Raw genomic sequence first — 15,607 nt, 5'->3', positions numbered from 1 at the left:
GTACGTGAGCACCGGAAGCGCAGGAGACGGCCGTTCGCAGCCCGCCACGGGCTGAATATCGGCATAGTCTATGCGAGTTCGACGGTGGTCACCATATAGCCAGCATCGCGGAGCGCCGCGACGAGGCTGTCGAGATGCTCGCGGTCGCGCGCTTCGCACTCGATGTCGGTGATCAGCCCCTTGGCGGGCAGCGTCGTAAAGATGCGCTGGTGATAGATTTCGATGATGTTGACCTGCTTCTCGTCGAACAGCTTCATCACCTTGAACAGCGCGCCGGGACGATCCTGCAACCGGATGCGCAGGCGCGCGATACGGCCCGAGCGCGCAAGGTCGCGCAGCAGCACATTCGCGAGCAGGCGCGTATCGATATTGCCCCCGGTGAGCACCAGCCCGACCTTGCGCCCCGCAAACTCTTCCGGGTGCGCGAGCATTGCCGCCAGCCCCGCGGCGCCCGCGCCCTCGACCACCGTCTTTTCGATCTGCAGCAACAGGCTGACCGCACGCTCGAGATGGCGCTCGGCGACCAGCACGATATCGTCGTTGAGTTCGGCCACCAGCTTGCGCGTATAGGACCCCGGTTCCTTGACCGCGATGCCCTCGGCGAGCGTGTCGCCCTCGCACGCCATATCGACGCCGTTGAGCTCCGCGTACATCGACGGATAGAGTTCGGCCTGCACGCCGATCAGGCGCATGTCATTCTTGATCCCGCGCGCCGCGGTGCCCATGCCCGCGAGCAGCCCGCCGCCGCCGATCGGCACGATCAGCGTGTCGAGCTCGGGCACATCCTCGAGCATTTCGAGCGCCACCGTCCCCTGCCCCGCCGCGACGTGCGGATGGTCGAAGGGATGGACGAAGGTCAGCCCGCGCTCGACTTCCAGCTCGCGCGCATGCGCATAGGCATCGTCGAACTTCTCGCCGAACAGCACGATCGTCGCGCCATGGCTCGCGGTCTGCGATACCTTCACTTGGGGCGTCGTGCTCGGCATCACGATGGTGACAGGGACGCCGAGGCGCTTGCCATGATAGGCGAGCCCCTGCGCATGATTGCCCGCCGACGCGGCGATCACACCGCGTTCGCGCGCTTCCGGGTCCATCAACAACAGCGCGTTCAATGCGCCGCGTTCCTTGTACGCCGCGGTGAACTGCAGGTTTTCGAACTTCAGCCACACCTCGGCGCCGACCATTTCGGACAGCGTCTGCGAATGGAGCGTCGGGGTGCGCACGACCGCGCCGTTAATTCGCTCTGCCGCCGCGCGCACATCGTCCAATGTGATCGCCGGTAAATCGGCGGCGGAGGTCAGGGTGAGTTGATCTGTCATAACGGCAAGCGCACTAGCCTATCTGGCGCGCCGCGCAAACTATGCTTATGGACTTGGCCATGAGCGAACAAAAATTGCGCATCAGCTTCATCGGCACCGGCGTCATGGGCGGACCGATGGCAGGCCACCTCGTCAAGGCGGGCCACCACCTCACCGTTTACAACCGCACGCGCGCCAAGGCGGACGCCTGGGTCGCGCAATATGGCGGCGCGGCGGCATCGACCCCGGCCGAAGCGGCAAGGGATGCGGATGTCGTCCTCACTTGCGTCGGCAACGACGACGATCTCGCGCAAGTGACGCTCGGCCGCGACGGCGCGTTCAGGGCGATGCGCAAGGGCGCGCTGTTCGTCGACCATACCACCGTCTCCGCGCGCATCGCGCGGCAATTGTCGGTCGAGGCCGAGGGGCTCGGCCTGCTATGCGTCGATGCCCCCGTCTCCGGCGGCGAAGCCGGGGCGCAGAACGGCACGCTCTCGATCATGTGCGGCGGCACCAAGGCCGCGTTCGACGCCGCCGCACCGGTGATGCAGGCCTATGCCGCGCGCATGGTGCATATCGGTGGCCCCGGCGCGGGGCAGACGACCAAGATGGTCAACCAGATCGCCATCGCCGGGGTCGTTCAGGGACTCTCCGAAGCGCTGCGGTTCGCGCAGGCGTCGAAGCTCGACACCGACAAGGTGTTCGAGGCGGTCTCCGGCGGCGCCGCGGCGAGCTGGCAGATGCTCAACCGCTGGGGCACGATGGCGAAGGACGAGTTCGATTTCGGCTTCGCGGTCGACTGGATGCGCAAGGACCTCGGCCTCGCGCTCGACGAAGCGCGCGTCAACGGCGCGACCTTGCCGGTCGCCAGCCTCGTCGATCAATTCTACGCCGATGTGCAAAAGGCCGGCGGCGGGCGAAAGGACACCAGCTCGCTCGTGACGAGGCTCCCCAAGTGAAGCGCCTGATCCTGACCGCCCTCGTGCTGTCCCTCGCCGCCCCCGCGCACGCCGATACGCTCGTCGACAATGTCAACGGCATCACGCTCGACAAGGACGGCAAGCTCGTCCGCTTCACCGGCCTCGTCATCGATACACAAGGCAAGGTCAAGCAGCTGCTCGACCGCAAGGACAAGCGCCCCGAACGCCCCGATTTCAAGGAGGATGGCAAGGGCCGCACGCTGATCCCCGGCCTGATCGACGCGCACGGTCATGTCATGGGTCTGGGCTTCCAGCTGATGCTGCTCGACCTGTCGAACACCAGCAGCCTCGCCGAAGCGCAGGCGGCGATCCGCAAATATGCCGCCGACAATCCCGAAATGCCCTGGATCATCGGCTCGGGGTGGAATCAGGAAAAATGGGGCCTCGGCCGCTTTCCGACCGCCGCCGATCTCGACGCCGCGGTGCCGAACCGCCCCGTCTGGCTCGAACGCGTCGACGGCCACGCGGGCTGGGCCAACACGGCGGCAATGACCGCCGCCAGGATCACGCCCGCGAGCAAGGCGCCCGAGGGCGGGCGCATCGAGATGGAAGCCGGCAAGCCGAGCGGGGTGTTCGTCGACGCCGCGATGAGCCTGATCGACAGCGCCAAGCCCAAACCGCTCGCGCGCGACCTCGACCGCGCGCTGTACCTCGCGCAACAGAAATTGCTCGAACAGGGCATCACGACGATCGCCGACATGGGCACCAGCATCGCCGACTGGCAGGCGTATCGCCGCGCCGGCGACAAGAAACAGCTTTCGGTGCGCATCCTCAGCTACGGCGCCGACATCGACAATATGGCGATCATCGCGGGGTCCGAACCGACGCCCTGGCTCTACGACGACCGCCTGCGCATGGTCGGGGTGAAGCTCTTGCTCGACGGCGCATTGGGTTCGCGCGGCGCATGGCTGAAGGCGCCGTACAGCGACGCGCCGGGACAAAAAGGCCTGCCGCTGCTCACCCCCGCGCAGCTCCGCAACAAGATGGTGCGCGCGTCGATGGACAAGTTCCAGGTCGCGATCCACGCGATCGGCGACGCCGCCAACGCCGAGGCTTTGGACGCGATCACCGACCTCACCGCCGACCTGCCCGGCGAGCGCCGCTGGCGCATCGAACATGCGCAGATCATCGACCCCGTCGACATCCCGCGCTTCGCGACGCTCAAGGTCATCGCCTCGATGCAGCCCGTTCACCAGACGAGCGACCGCGTCATGGCCGAAGCCCGCCTTGGCCCCGACCGGCTCAAGGGCGCCTATGCCTGGCGCAGCCTCGAAAATGCGGGCGTCCGCCTCGCCTTCGGCTCCGACGTCCCGGTCGAAAGCGCGAACCCCTTCCCCGGCATCGCCGCCGCGATTTCGCGCACCGATGCCAAGGGTGAGCCCTTCGGCGGCTGGCGTCCTGAGGAGATCGTCACGCGCGAAACCGCGCTCGACGGCTTCACGCGCACCGCGGCCTTCGCCGGTTTTGCCGAGGACCGCATCGGCACGCTGATGCCCGGGATGCGCGCAGACTTCCTGATCGTCGAGGCCGACCCGATGCTCGCGAGCCCTGACGAAATTCGTAAAATGACCCCACTCGAAACATGGATCGGCGGCTATCGCTATTACAAGAAGAAGGAGGGCGCGACCGTTGGCCGCTGACGTGCCGACCCGGCGGGCGCTGCTCACCGGCCTCGCGGCGCTGCCTGTCGCCGCGGCGGCCGCCGCGGCCGCCGAGCGCAAGGAACGCAAGCCCAAGAAACGCAAACCCGCGAAGCCCAAGGTCCAGCATGTCGATGTCGCGATCATCGGCGCGGGCGTGTTCGGCGCGTGGGCCGCGTGGCATCTGCTGCGCGCGGGCAAGACGGTGCGGCTGTTCGACGCCTATGGTGCGGGCCACGCACGCGCCTCGTCGGCAGGCGAAAGCCGCGTCATCCGCATGGGATACGGCGCCGACACCATCTATTCGGAGATGGCGCGCGACTCGCTCAAATATTGGAAAGACCTCTCCGACACCGCGAGCGCGCCGATCTTCCACAACACCGGCGTGCTGTGGTTCGCACCGCAGGACGACGCCTACACCGCGCAGTCGCTCGCCTGGCTGCAGGCGAACCGCGTCGGCCACGAGCATGGGGACGTCCGCTGGCTGCAGGAAAAGTACCGCCAGATCCAATTCTATCAGGGCGAGACCGGCATTCTTGAGACCGAGACGGGCGCGCTGATCGCCGCGCGCGGCGTGCAGGAAGTCATCGCCGACGCCCAGATCGAGGTCGAGCGCGTCGTGATGCCCGCACCGCTCTTTTCGAAGCGCATCAAGAAGCACAGGCTCCCCGACGGCGGCACCGCCGACCATCTCGTCTATGCCGCGGGCCCGTGGCTCGCCGAACTCTTCCCGCAGCAATTGATGAACAAGATCGTCGCGACGCGGCAGGAGGTCTATCATTTCGGCGCGCCGCAGGGCGACAGCCGCTTCGCCCCGCCCGAGCTTCCGGTGTGGGCCGATTTCAACAATGGCCGCATCGTCTATGGCATCCCCGACCTCGAAGGCGCGGGATTCAAGATCGCGATCGACGTCCATGGTCCGGCGATCGACCCCGACACGATGGAACGCCAGCTCTCCCCGGCAGGGATCGCCGAGGCGCGCGCATACATGCAGCGCCGCTTTCCCGGACTCGCCAATGCACCGCTGATCGGCGGTCGCGTCTGCCAATATGAGAATAGCTCGAACGGCGATTACCTCATCGACCGTTTCCCGGGGCAGGAACGCGTCTGGCTCGTCGGCGGCGGCTCGGGCCACGGGTTCAAGAATGGCCCCGCGGTCGGCAAGCGCGTCGCAGCCCATATCCTCGACAAGAATCTCGCGGTCGAACCGCGCTTCAGCTTCGCGTCGAAGGGGACGGTGGCGGCGCGCACGGTGTTCTGATGACAAGCTGGATTTCAAAACCCGTTCGTGTCGAGCGAAGTCGAGACACCCATCGGCGGCGCATGCCTTCACGGCATCTCGACTTCGCTCGATGCGAACGGAAATCCAGAACATGAAACTCACCGACTGTCACAATATCGACGACTTCCGCGCGCTCGCGAAGCGCCGCCTGCCCTGGCCGGTGTTCGACTATATCGACGGCGCCGCCGACGACGAAGTCACCCGTCGCCGCAACCGCGAAGCCTTCGACAGCTGCGACCTGATCCCGCGCGTCCTCGCCGGGGTCGAAAGCGTCGACATGAGGACGACGCTGTTCGGGCGCGAGATCGCGATGCCGCTCTTCCTGTCGCCGACCGCGCTCCAGCGCCTGTTCCACTGGCAGGGCGAGCGCGCCGTCCTCCGCGCCGCCGCGAACGCGGGCACCGTCGCGGGCATATCGAGCCTCGCGACGATCAGCCTCGCCGAAGCCGGCGCGCTGACGAATGGCCCCAAACTGTTCCAGCTCTACGTCCACCACGACGAGGGGCTCAACCAGGCGATGCTCGACGCCGCGCGCGATGCGAAGTTCGACGCCGTCGCGCTCACCGTCGATACGATCGTCGGGGGCAATCGCGAACGTTGCCTGCGCTCGGGTTTCACCTCGCCCCCGCGTTTCACCGCATCGAATATGCTGAGCTACGCCGCCAAGCCCGGCTGGGGTCTCAACTATGTCCTCCGCGAAAAATTCAGCCTGCCGAACCTTGCGACGCACGTCTCCGAAGGGTCGAGCGTCCCCAAATCGGTCGCCGAATATTTCACCTCGATGCTCGACCAGAGCCTCGACTGGAAGCGCGCCGAGGCGATCCGAAAGAAGTGGGACGGCCCCTTCTGCCTTAAGGGCATCGTCGCGGTCGAGGATGCGAAACGCGCCGCCGACATCGGCGCCACCGCGATCATGGTCTCCAACCACGGCGGGCGCCAGCTCGACGGCAGCATCTCCCCCTTCGACGCGCTCGCCGACATCGTCGACGCGGTCGGCGACCGGGTCGAGGTCATCTGCGACGGCGGCATCACGCGCGGCACCCATGTGCTGAAAGCCTTGTCGGTCGGCGCAAAGGCCTGCTCGGGCGGCCGCCTCTATCTCTACGCGCTCGCCGCGGCGGGCGAGGATGGCGTCGCGCGCGCGATCGCGCTGCTCCGTGCAGAGATGGAGCGCGGCATGAAATTGATGGGGGCCAAGACCCTGTCGGATCTCGGCCCCCAAAATCTTCGCTGGCGGTAACACCGCCGTCTTTCGCGCACGAAAAAGGGGACGGCCTCCCCCGAAGCCGTCCCCTTAGCGCGTGGTCGCTGACCCGCTAGGCGATCAGAAAGATGCGCCCAGCGTAAAGACCACGGTTGGATCGTAAAGCGTATCGAGCGCCTTGATGCCCGACTTTTTGACGTCGGTGTCGATATATTGGACCGAGAAGGTCGCCGGCCCGGCGACGAAGGACGCGCCGACCGACCAGTCGATATATTTGCCGTCGGGCGACACAAGGCCGAGCGATCCGTCGTTATAGCCGACGCCCGCGGTCAGCGTGACCGGCGAGTTGGGAATGCCAAATCCGGCACCGAGGTTCAGGTAGATATTGTCCTCGTCGCCGAGCGAATTCTGCTTCGGCGCATAGGCGACCATGCCGGTGACCGAGACGGGACCGATGTCGTGCGACAGCTTGCCGATGCCTTCGAAATAGTCGGTCGGCGCGCCGCCGTCATGGCTGCCCGGATAGGTGTAGTAGGTCACGCCGATGTCGGCCGTCGTGCCCGAGGCGATTTCGGTGTTGAAGCCCGCGTAGAGGTCGAGTTCGAACTTGCCATAGGCATCGCTGTCGGGGAGCGAGGAGCCCCAGACGCCGGCGTAGAGGCCGCTTTCATGGCTGAGCGTCAGCGTCGGCTGCACGGCGACCTTTTCGTTCGACAGCGAAATGCCGCGGAAGCGATAGTCCGAGGTGACCGCGATGCCGCCCGAAAGCGTGAACGGGCCGCTGGCCGCTTCTTCTTCCTGGGCGAAGGCGGGCGTCGACAGGGCCGATGCGGCGAGCAGCATGCCGAAACACGCCTTGGTAAGAAACTTCATGGGTGATCCCCCTAAATAAAAAACGGATCGTCCCAGCCTGCCGTTGCGTGTTCACGCCTCTTCGTACGGGCCTGTAACGTCGAACGCGTATGAAATTGCCGATTTTGCTGCGACGCACAAACAAAAATTGCTCAACAGTTGCTAATCTGTGTCAAACTGTGTCTTTCGAGCAACAATCCGCCTCGCACACGCCGGGCTTTGCCAAGCGGCCCACGGGCGGCTAAAGAGCGGCGGAGATCTCCCTTTTTTGTCGAGCCCACACCATGAGCGATCACAACCCCGGCCTGCGCCCCTGGCGCGACATTGCGCGGCGCGAATGCCGCCAGATCATGGTCGGCAATGTCCCCGTCGGCGGCGGCGCGCCGATCAGCGTGCAGACGATGACGAACACGCTGACCAGCGATCCGGTGGCAACGATCGACCAGATCCGCCGCTGCGAGGAAGCCGGCGCCGACCTGATCCGCGTCTCGTGCCCCGACGTCGAGTCGACCGCGGCGCTCGGCAAAATTGTCCGCGCGTCGCGCATCCCGATCATCGCCGACATCCATTTCCACTATAAGCGCGCGCTCGAAGCCGCCGACGCCGGCGCCGCGTGCCTGCGCATCAACCCCGGCAATATCGGCTCATCGGAGCGTGTCGGCGAAGTCGTCCGCGCCGCAAAGGCAAACGGCTGCGCGATCCGCATCGGCGTCAACGCGGGCAGCCTCGAGAAAGACCTGCTCGAAAAATATGGCGAGCCATGCCCCGAGGCGCTCGTCGAAAGCGCGCTCGACCATATCAAGCTGCTCCAGGATCACGACTTCCACGAATATAAGGTCGCGGTGAAGGCGAGCGACGTCTTCCTCGCGGTCGCCGCCTATGCGCAGCTCGCCGACGCGGTCGACTGCCCGCTGCATCTCGGCATCACCGAAGCCGGCGGGCTGATCGGCGGCACCGTCAAATCGGCGCTCGGCATCGGCAACCTCCTGTGGGCGGGCATCGGCGACACGATCCGCGTCAGCCTCTCGGCCGAACCCGAAGAGGAAGTGCGCGTCGGCTACGAAATCCTCAAATCGCTGGGCCTGCGCACCCGCGGCGTCCGCGTCGTCTCCTGCCCCAGCTGCGCGCGGCAGGGCTTCGACGTCATCCGCACCGTGCAGGCGCTCGAAGACGCGCTCAGCCACATCAAGACCCCGATGTCGCTCTCGGTCCTCGGCTGCGTCGTCAACGGCCCCGGCGAAGCGCGCGAAACCGACATCGGCATCACCGGCGGCGGCAATGGCAAGCATATGGTCTTCCTGTCGGGGGTAACCGATCATCATGTCGAGGACGCCGACATGATCAGCCATATCGTCAAGCTCGTCGAAGCGAAGGCGGCCGAGATCGACGCGGGCAGTTCGGTGAGCATGGACACGCTGCACGGCAAGGCGGCGTAAAGCTTTTTACATTCGTGTCAGCAGGGACTAGCCTCGCGCCATTCTGATCGAGGAGGCGAGACATGACCGCTAAGTTCGACGCCCTCGACCGGCTTGCCCAGCTCCTGCTGCTCATCGCCGCAATCACGACGATCGCCAACGGCATCTTCATGCTGGTCAAGCCGCTCGACTGGTATGTCTTCGTGCCGACTGTCGTCACCACCGGCCCGCCCAACGCGCATTTCATCCGCGATATCGGGCTCGCCTATCTGGGGTCGGGGCTGATCCTGCTCTATGCGACGATCAACCCCTCGCTCCGCTGGCGCGCCGCCCTTGTCGGCGGGCTGTGGCTGACCTTCCACGGCCTGCTCCACATCTATGAAGTTGCCGCCGGCATCTGCGGTCCCGCGACCTTCTGGGCCGATGCGCCCGCGGTGATCGGCCAGCCCGCGCTTGTCATCATCGCGCTCGCGATCGTCTTTTCGCGCCGGAACGCGCGCGCCGACCCGCGCTAATCCGGAAGGCGCGTCAGCTGGGTGTAGGCGATGCGCCAGCGGTCGCCCTGCCTGACCCAGACATGGCCGATGCGCAGGCGGCGGCTCTCCGGCCGTCCGCGCTGCGTCCAGCGCAGCGTCATTAGCCCGCCCGTCACTGCCGCGTCGTCATCGACGCGATAGGTCGGTTGCTCGATCGTGAACGGTTCGATCCGGAAATCGGGCATTTCGAAATCGGCGAGGTAGGAGCGCTTGTCCTGCGTCGTCGCGTCGGAATTCACGAGCAGATAATCGTCGGTCACCAAGTCGCTTAGCGCAGCAATGTCCTTGGCCACCGTCGCGCGATTGTGGGCTTCCACCGCCTGCGCGAGACCGGCGGGCAAGGCGGCCGCCGATTTCACGCGCCGGTCGACCGCGATCCAGTTCACTTCCCATGTCGCGCCGTCGTCGGCGGAAAAAGCCTGCTCGAAGCGTGCTTCGTCGGCCGAGACCTGCGTGATGACGAACCGCACGCGGATCGGGCGCTCGCCCAGCTTGTCCACGCCATAAAAGACCCCTCGCCCGTCGGGGCCGAAACCGCCGACCACCGGCGGGGTCAGCGCCCCGTCGCGCAGGCTGGCGAAGTTGAGGCTCCATCGGCGGGCACCAGGATCGTAAAGCCGCAGCGAGATGCCCTCGATCTTCCCCGCGGGCCCCGCAACCGACAGTTCGACGCTGTTCGCGCGGCCTTCCATCAGGCTTCGGACGAGGCTCGTGCCGCGATACTCGGCCCAGACCGGCGGCTTGCCCGAAAGCGGATTGCGCAACACACGCACCTCGGTTGCCCACGTCCCGATTTCGAAATCGAAATCGCGCTGACCGTCGCGGATGATCTGGGCGGGCGGAGCGACCGGCGCCGAATGCGCAATGGCGGAAACGCCCGCGCCCCCCACCAGCAACGCCAGCACCAGCAATCGCGCGCTCACCATCGGCATCGGCATCTCCCGTCGTTTGCGCCACCCTGTCGCCGTTCCTGATTACAGGGTGCTGGCGCGGCGACAAGGGCGCACCTTCTCGCTGACCGGATAAGCGCCATTGCCCCCTGCCCTCCGCTCGTTAAAAGCGCCGCAACGTCCCCCTCAGCAGGATAGCCCGGTGACCCTTTCGATCCGCCCCGCCACCCCCGCCGACCTGCCGCTGATCGCGCAGTTCATCCGCGACCTCGCCGATTATGAAAAGCTCGCGCACGAAGTCCGCTTCGACGAGGCGAAGCTCGGCGAGAAATTGTTCGGCCCGCGCCCCTATGCCGAGGTGGTGATCGGCGAGATCGACGGGAGCCCGCAGGGCTTCGCGCTCTTCTTCCACAATTTCTCGACCTTCGAGGGGCGCCCCGGCATCTATCTCGAAGATCTGTTCGTGCGCCCCGAAGCGCGCGGATCGGGGCTCGGCAAGGCGCTGCTCGCGCATCTCGCCAAGCTCTGCGTCGAACGCGACTGCGCGCGCCTCGAATGGTCGGTGCTCGACTGGAATGCCCCGGCGATCGGTTTTTACCAAAGCCTCAGCGCGAAGCTGATGGACGAATGGACGGTGATGCGCGTCGATGGCGATGCGCTGACGAAGCTAGCGACCTCCTAGATTTCGTCACCCTCTAACGAGACACGTGGCTCGTTAGACTTGATCCGGGGTCCCGCTTCTTCAACGTGGCAAAGCGGGATACCGGATCAAGTCCCGCATGACGAAAGAGGGAAGCTAGCGCGCCCCGCGTGGTTTCCGCCGCTCCATCGGCCAGCTCGGCATATGCGCGTCGGACAGCGTCTTCGCCTCCGCCGGCGCCACGCCCAGGTCGGTGAGCACGCGCACGAGCGCGTCGGCGGGCGCAACCGCGATGTCGGGCAAAACGCCCTCGCCTTCCCAATCCTTGCCCGTCCCCGGATCATAAGTCCGCCCGACCGGAATGAAGGCGCCATAGCCGCCGCCCAGATCCTCGCCGGTGCCGAAGTGATTGGCGCCCGCGGTCGGCGCGCCCACCAGCGTGCCGCGCCCCGTATGCTTCATCGCGAGCGAGAAATGCTCGGCCGCCGACGCGCTCGCGCCCGATGTCAGCACATAGATTTTCGCATCGCGCAGCCGCGTGTCGGCATTCGGCGTCGCCCAATGTTCGCGCGCCACCATGCCCGCGTCGCCCTTCGCCATCCGCATCGAGGCCAGCCCGTCGATCGGCGAGCCGCCGCGCGCATCGACCGAGGCGCGCGTCGCCATCGTCACCAGCCGCGTCGGCTCGGCGAACAACCACGGAAAGATGACATCCATCTGGTCGAGCCCGCCGCCATTATGCGTGCGGATATCGAAGATGATCGCTTTCGCATCGGCATGGTCGGCCATGAATTTCGCGGCCTGCGCCGTCACCGCCGCGTCCATCGGAAAGACGTTGAAGCGAATGAAGGCGATCCCCGGCGCGATCCAGCCCGCCTGTTCGACCGGCACCTTCGGCGGGCGGCGCACGGGCGCGGCGCCACCCGGCGCCGCGGCTGCCGGCGCGCCCGCGGCCTCGGGCGCGCGCAGGCGCAGATGGCCGTCGGGCGCAACCGCATTCACATCGGCATCGATCGCCTCACCCAGCGCCGGGCCCGAAAGCGCCTTATAGCGCCCCGCCGCAATGCCCGCGCGGATCGCCGCGGCATAACGCTTGCCCGTCTCGGGATAGACATAGTCGCGCTCGAGCAAGGCTGCATATTTTTCGGCGACCGCATCGGCGCCCGCCTCGTCCGCGGCATAGGCGGGCGGGGGCGCCAGTACAGGCACGACCACCATCCCGGCAGCGAGCAGCAGCGCGGGCAAAATACGCGAAGAACGAATCATCCTCATCTCCAATCCAGCCCCGGCCGGAGAGGGGTGTATCATATCGGCAATACAGATCAACTACATTTGTAGTCGACTTAGATCATTTCTTCCGCGCGAACCAAAGCAGCACGATTCCGACCACCGCGAGGATCACCCCGTTGCGGGTCCATGTGGTGTCGCCCAGCATGAAGCTGCTCGCCGGCCAGCGCACGATATCGAGCCCCTGCAGCACCCACAGCCCGCCGACGAGGATCGCCGCAATGCCGACGATCGCCAAGACGCCTTTCAATGCCCCCATGTCACCCTCCCTATTTGCGCTGCAATCCGATCAGCGGCCGCAGCCAGCCGATGTTGCGCCCGATCACATAGAATAGCCAGCAGCCGGCTGTCGTCGTCGCAACGAGGACGAGGAACGACGGCAGCGCCGCGACGCCGGCCTGCAGCAGATACCAGCCGACAACGACGATGATCGTCTGATGGATGATGTAAAAGGGGAACACCGCCTCGGCGAGCGTTGTGCGCGACGGGTGATCGCGGTTCCAGTAACGGTCGGCAATCCCGACCAAGGCGACGATCGTCGTCCAGCCCTGCACCAGATGCGCGACATTGAACGGCAGCGTGCCCCAGTCGGCGGGCTGCGCGCCGGTCAGCCAGAGGCACATGATCCATGCGACGACCCCGAACGCGACCACCGCGATGGCCAGCGCCACGCGCCACCAGCGCGCCACCGCGCCGAACAGCTGCGGCCGCACCCGGAGCAGCCAGCCGACAAGAAAGGGGATCAGATAGTGAAGATGCGACGGCCCGTCGTCGAACAGCGCGTGCGTCTCGTCATGGTCGGGGAAAGCGGCATAGATGAGCAGCCACGCCGCGAGCGGCCAGACGAGCAGACCAGCGCCGCCGAGCCACCGCGCCGCGCCGTCGGCGATCCGGGTCCGGATCGCGCCCGGCACCAGCGCCACCAGGATCGCGGCGAGCATCGTATAGACCCACAGATAGACGACGAACCACAGATGCTGCCACGTCGGCAGGACGATCCCGCCCAGCGATCCGAAACGGAAATAGTCGTGCGCCCAGAAATACAGGAAGCCATGGGCATAGCCATGCTGCCCGACGAGCTCGATCCACGGCTGCGGCGGGATGATGACGATGATGCCGAAAGCGAGCGGGATCAGCAGCCGCGCGCTCCGCGACCGCGCAAAGGCGCCGCTGCCGCCCAGCTTCGCGAACAGCGCGGCGCTCGCATAACCCGACACGAGGAACAGCAGCGCGAGCCGCCAGCTGTTCGTCGCGAGCATCGGCAACTGCACCCAGTCGATCGGCTCTGCGATCTTCACATGCCAGCCCCACGGCACGAAATACATGCCGATATGATAGAGGATCAGCAGGCCGAATGCCCCGATCCGCAGCCAGTCCATGCCGTGATGGCGTCCAGCGTTCATGGCAGCCTCTCCCGCCTTCCATTTCGTCATCCCGGCGAAGGCCGGGATCTCACCGTCGCGATCCAAACGCAAGGTCGAGATTCCGGCCTTCGCCGGAATGACGAATAGTTCTGCTATCCCACCACCCGCCACGCCAGCTCGGCAAACTCGCAAAGCAGCGGCCGCGTATCCCTTGGGTCGATGATGTCCTCGACTCCGAATTTCTCCGCCGTCCGGAACGGCGAACGCACACGGTTGAGCCTTTCGCGGATCGCCTCCAGATGCGCCGCCGGATCCTCGGCCGCCTCCAGCTCGCTCTTGTAAGCGACCTCGACCCCGCCCTCGATCGGCAGGCTGCCCCAATCGCCCGATGGCCATGCGAAGCGATACTGGAACCGCTCGGCGTTCGACATCGCGCTCCCCGCGATGCCATAGGCACGCCGCACGACGACCGACGCGAGCGGCACCGTCGCGCGGTAGATCGCGTTCATCGCCTGCACCCCGTACCGGATCGTCCCCGTCCGCTCGGCCTCACCGCCGATCATAAAGCCCGGATTGTCGACAAGGTGGACGATCGGCAGCCGGAACTGGTCGGCCATCTTCACGAAGCGCTCGGCCTTCTCGCTCGTCTTCGCGTCCCACGATCCGCCGAGGTACGACGGATCGCTTGCGAGCACCGCGACCGGATAGCCGTCGAGCCGCGCGAAGGCGGTGATCACCGCCCGCCCCCAGCGCGCGCCCATTTCGAAAAAACTGCCCTGATCGAACACCGCAGCCGTAATCCGCCGCATCGAATAGACCTGCTTCGCCTCGCGCGGCACCGCCGACAGCAGGCTCTCCTCGCGCCGGTCGACCGGGTCGTTGCACGCGGTCCGCAAGGCCCGATCATGGATCGACGAAGGCAGGTACGACAGGAACCGCCGCGCCGCCGCGAACGCGTCGGCCTCGCTCGCAACCTCGTCATCGACGACGCCGTTGCGCGTATGCACGTCGCTGCCGCCCAGCTCCTCGCGGTCGAGCGTATCGCCGATCGCCGCCGCGACCGCGGGCCCCGCCGCGAACAGCTGCGACAGCCCGCGCACCATCACGCTGTAATGGCTCGCCACCACCCGCGCCGCACCCAGCCCCGCGGTCGGCCCCAAAGCCAGCGCCACGACCGGCACCGTGTCGAGGTTCGCGATGATCTCGTCCCACCCCGGCACGTGCGGAATATAGGTGTATCCCATATCTTCCAGCGTCTTGACCGACCCGCCGCCGCCGGTGCCGTCGATCATGCGGATCAGCGGCAGGCGATATTCATGCGCCATCGCCTCGCACTGGACAAACTTGCGGTGCAGCGCCGCATCGGCCGCGCCGCCGCGCACGGTGAAATCGTCGACCGAGGCGACCACCGGCCGCCCGTCGACATTCGCGCGCCCGAAGATGAAGTTGCTCGCAGCGAGGTCTTCGAGCGCGCCATCGGCGCCATAACGCCCGCGCCCCGCGATCTTGCCGATCTCGCGAAAACTGCCTTCGTCGACGATCCCCGCGAGCCGCGCCCGCGCGTCCATCTTGCCGCGTCCGTGCTGGCGCGCGACCTTTTCCTCGCCGCCCATCTTCTCGGCCATCGCGCGGCGCTGCCCGAGTTCGTCGATCTCATTTTTCCAGCTCATGGCGCGAAGGCTATCTGACGTTGACGGAAACGTCATCCGAAACCTATCGTCGTAGCATGAACCGCCCGATCACCCTCGCCTTCACCGCCGCACTGCTCGCCCTGTCGCCCGCGATCGCCAGCGAACCGCGCACGATTCCGGGCGTCGCGGATGCTTACAGAAGCGACGCCTTCGACCCGAACCCGATGGCAGCGATCGACACTGCCCTCGCCAAAGCCAAACAGTCGGGCAAGCCCGTCCTCCTCGTGATGGGCACCGGCGGGTGTCACGACAGCGCGTGGCTCGCCAACCTCATCGCAACCGAGCGCTTCGCTCCGGTGCGGGGGCGCTACGAAATCGTCTATGCCGACATCGGCATGCCGCACATCCGCGGCCTCGGCCGCAATCCCGAGGTCGCGAAACGCTTCCGCTTTAAAATCAAGGGCACACCGACCGTCGCGATCCTCGATGCGAACGGCACCGTGCTCAACCGCAAGGCCGCCCCCAAATGGCGCAACGCCGCGAGCCGCAGCGACGACGAAATCTATAATGAACTGATGGGCTAGGGAG

The 15,607-nt window shown here is 66.2% G+C and carries 15 protein-coding genes; 8 read left to right on the top strand and 7 right to left on the bottom strand.

Annotated elements, in window-relative coordinates; translation table 11 throughout:
* Positions 1-68: 68 nt before the first annotated feature.
* Entirely contained in the window at positions 69-1,319 is a 1,251-nt protein-coding gene (locus tag J2X38_RS14740; protein ID WP_310255179.1) for a threonine ammonia-lyase, read from the bottom strand.
* A gap of 59 nt (positions 1,320-1,378) precedes the next feature.
* On the opposite strand from J2X38_RS14740, the gene J2X38_RS14735 reads away from it, so the two are divergent.
* The 4 genes from J2X38_RS14735 to J2X38_RS14720 all read left to right on the top strand — a co-directional run bounded on the left by J2X38_RS14735 (position 1,379) and on the right by J2X38_RS14720 (position 6,440).
* Positions 1,379-2,257, top strand: coding sequence for an NAD(P)-dependent oxidoreductase (locus tag J2X38_RS14735; protein ID WP_310255178.1), 879 nt, complete (start codon positions 1,379-1,381; stop codon positions 2,255-2,257).
* Positions 2,254-3,918 carry an amidohydrolase gene (locus tag J2X38_RS14730; protein ID WP_310255177.1) on the top strand — a complete coding sequence of 555 codons (1,665 nt, stop codon included), beginning with the start codon at positions 2,254-2,256 and terminating at the stop codon, positions 3,916-3,918. Before J2X38_RS14735 ends, J2X38_RS14730 begins: the two co-directional genes overlap by 4 nt.
* Positions 3,908-5,179, top strand: coding sequence for an FAD-dependent oxidoreductase (locus tag J2X38_RS14725; protein WP_310255176.1), 1,272 nt, complete (start codon positions 3,908-3,910; stop codon positions 5,177-5,179). The genes J2X38_RS14730 and J2X38_RS14725 overlap by 11 nt, the downstream gene beginning before the upstream one ends.
* A gap of 112 nt (positions 5,180-5,291) precedes the next feature.
* Complete coding sequence (locus tag J2X38_RS14720; protein WP_058537386.1) at positions 5,292-6,440, top strand: alpha-hydroxy acid oxidase; 1,149 nt, start codon at positions 5,292-5,294, stop codon at positions 6,438-6,440.
* 84 nt (positions 6,441-6,524) lie between these two features.
* Here the strand turns inward: J2X38_RS14720 and J2X38_RS14715 are convergent, their stop codons facing one another.
* On the bottom strand, positions 6,525-7,277 hold the full coding sequence (locus tag J2X38_RS14715; protein WP_058537387.1) for a TorF family putative porin: 753 nt from the start codon (positions 7,275-7,277) through the stop codon (positions 6,525-6,527).
* Between the two features lie 263 nt (positions 7,278-7,540).
* On the opposite strand from J2X38_RS14715, the gene ispG reads away from it, so the two are divergent.
* Together ispG and J2X38_RS14705 are read left to right on the top strand one after the other, a co-directional pair.
* Positions 7,541-8,692 (top strand): flavodoxin-dependent (E)-4-hydroxy-3-methylbut-2-enyl-diphosphate synthase, encoded by a 1,152-nt coding sequence (gene ispG / locus J2X38_RS14710; protein WP_058537388.1) that lies wholly within the window; start codon positions 7,541-7,543, stop codon positions 8,690-8,692.
* 62 nt (positions 8,693-8,754) lie between these two features.
* Positions 8,755-9,186 carry a hypothetical protein gene (locus J2X38_RS14705; RefSeq protein ID WP_310255175.1) on the top strand — a complete coding sequence of 144 codons (432 nt, stop codon included), beginning with the start codon at positions 8,755-8,757 and terminating at the stop codon, positions 9,184-9,186.
* Here the strand turns inward: J2X38_RS14705 and J2X38_RS14700 are convergent.
* Positions 9,183-10,139 carry a nuclear transport factor 2 family protein gene (locus J2X38_RS14700; RefSeq protein ID WP_310255174.1) on the bottom strand — a complete coding sequence of 319 codons (957 nt, stop codon included), beginning with the start codon at positions 10,137-10,139 and terminating at the stop codon, positions 9,183-9,185. The two genes, J2X38_RS14705 and J2X38_RS14700, sit on opposite strands and share 4 nt — an antisense overlap.
* 160 nt (positions 10,140-10,299) lie before the next feature.
* Between J2X38_RS14700 and J2X38_RS14695 the strand changes: the two genes are divergently transcribed.
* Complete coding sequence (locus tag J2X38_RS14695) at positions 10,300-10,779, top strand: GNAT family N-acetyltransferase (protein WP_058537389.1); 480 nt, start codon at positions 10,300-10,302, stop codon at positions 10,777-10,779.
* Between the two features lie 114 nt (positions 10,780-10,893).
* Here J2X38_RS14695 and J2X38_RS14690 read toward each other — a convergent pair whose 3' ends face one another.
* The 4 genes from J2X38_RS14690 to J2X38_RS14675 all read right to left on the bottom strand — a co-directional run bounded on the left by J2X38_RS14690 (position 10,894) and on the right by J2X38_RS14675 (position 15,058).
* Positions 10,894-12,003 carry a S41 family peptidase gene (locus J2X38_RS14690; protein WP_310255173.1) on the bottom strand — a complete coding sequence of 370 codons (1,110 nt, stop codon included), beginning with the start codon at positions 12,001-12,003 and terminating at the stop codon, positions 10,894-10,896.
* An 82-nt stretch (positions 12,004-12,085) separates the two neighbouring features.
* On the bottom strand, positions 12,086-12,283 hold the full coding sequence (locus tag J2X38_RS14685; protein WP_058537391.1) for a hypothetical protein: 198 nt from the start codon (positions 12,281-12,283) through the stop codon (positions 12,086-12,088).
* A gap of 10 nt (positions 12,284-12,293) precedes the next feature.
* On the bottom strand, positions 12,294-13,427 hold the full coding sequence (locus J2X38_RS14680) for an acyltransferase family protein (protein WP_310255172.1): 1,134 nt from the start codon (positions 13,425-13,427) through the stop codon (positions 12,294-12,296).
* Between the two features lie 113 nt (positions 13,428-13,540).
* Positions 13,541-15,058 (bottom strand): carboxyl transferase domain-containing protein, encoded by a 1,518-nt coding sequence (locus J2X38_RS14675; RefSeq protein ID WP_310255171.1) that lies wholly within the window; start codon positions 15,056-15,058, stop codon positions 13,541-13,543.
* Between the two features lie 20 nt (positions 15,059-15,078).
* On the opposite strand from J2X38_RS14675, the gene J2X38_RS14670 reads away from it, so the two are divergent.
* Positions 15,079-15,603 (top strand): thioredoxin family protein, encoded by a 525-nt coding sequence (locus J2X38_RS14670; protein ID WP_310255170.1) that lies wholly within the window; start codon positions 15,079-15,081, stop codon positions 15,601-15,603.
* Positions 15,604-15,607 lie beyond the last annotated feature (4 nt).

The organism is Sphingopyxis sp. BE235 (assembly GCF_031457175.1).
Classification (GTDB): Bacteria; Pseudomonadota; Alphaproteobacteria; order Sphingomonadales; family Sphingomonadaceae; genus Sphingopyxis.
This window is presented reverse-complemented; position numbering and strand designations above follow the sequence as displayed.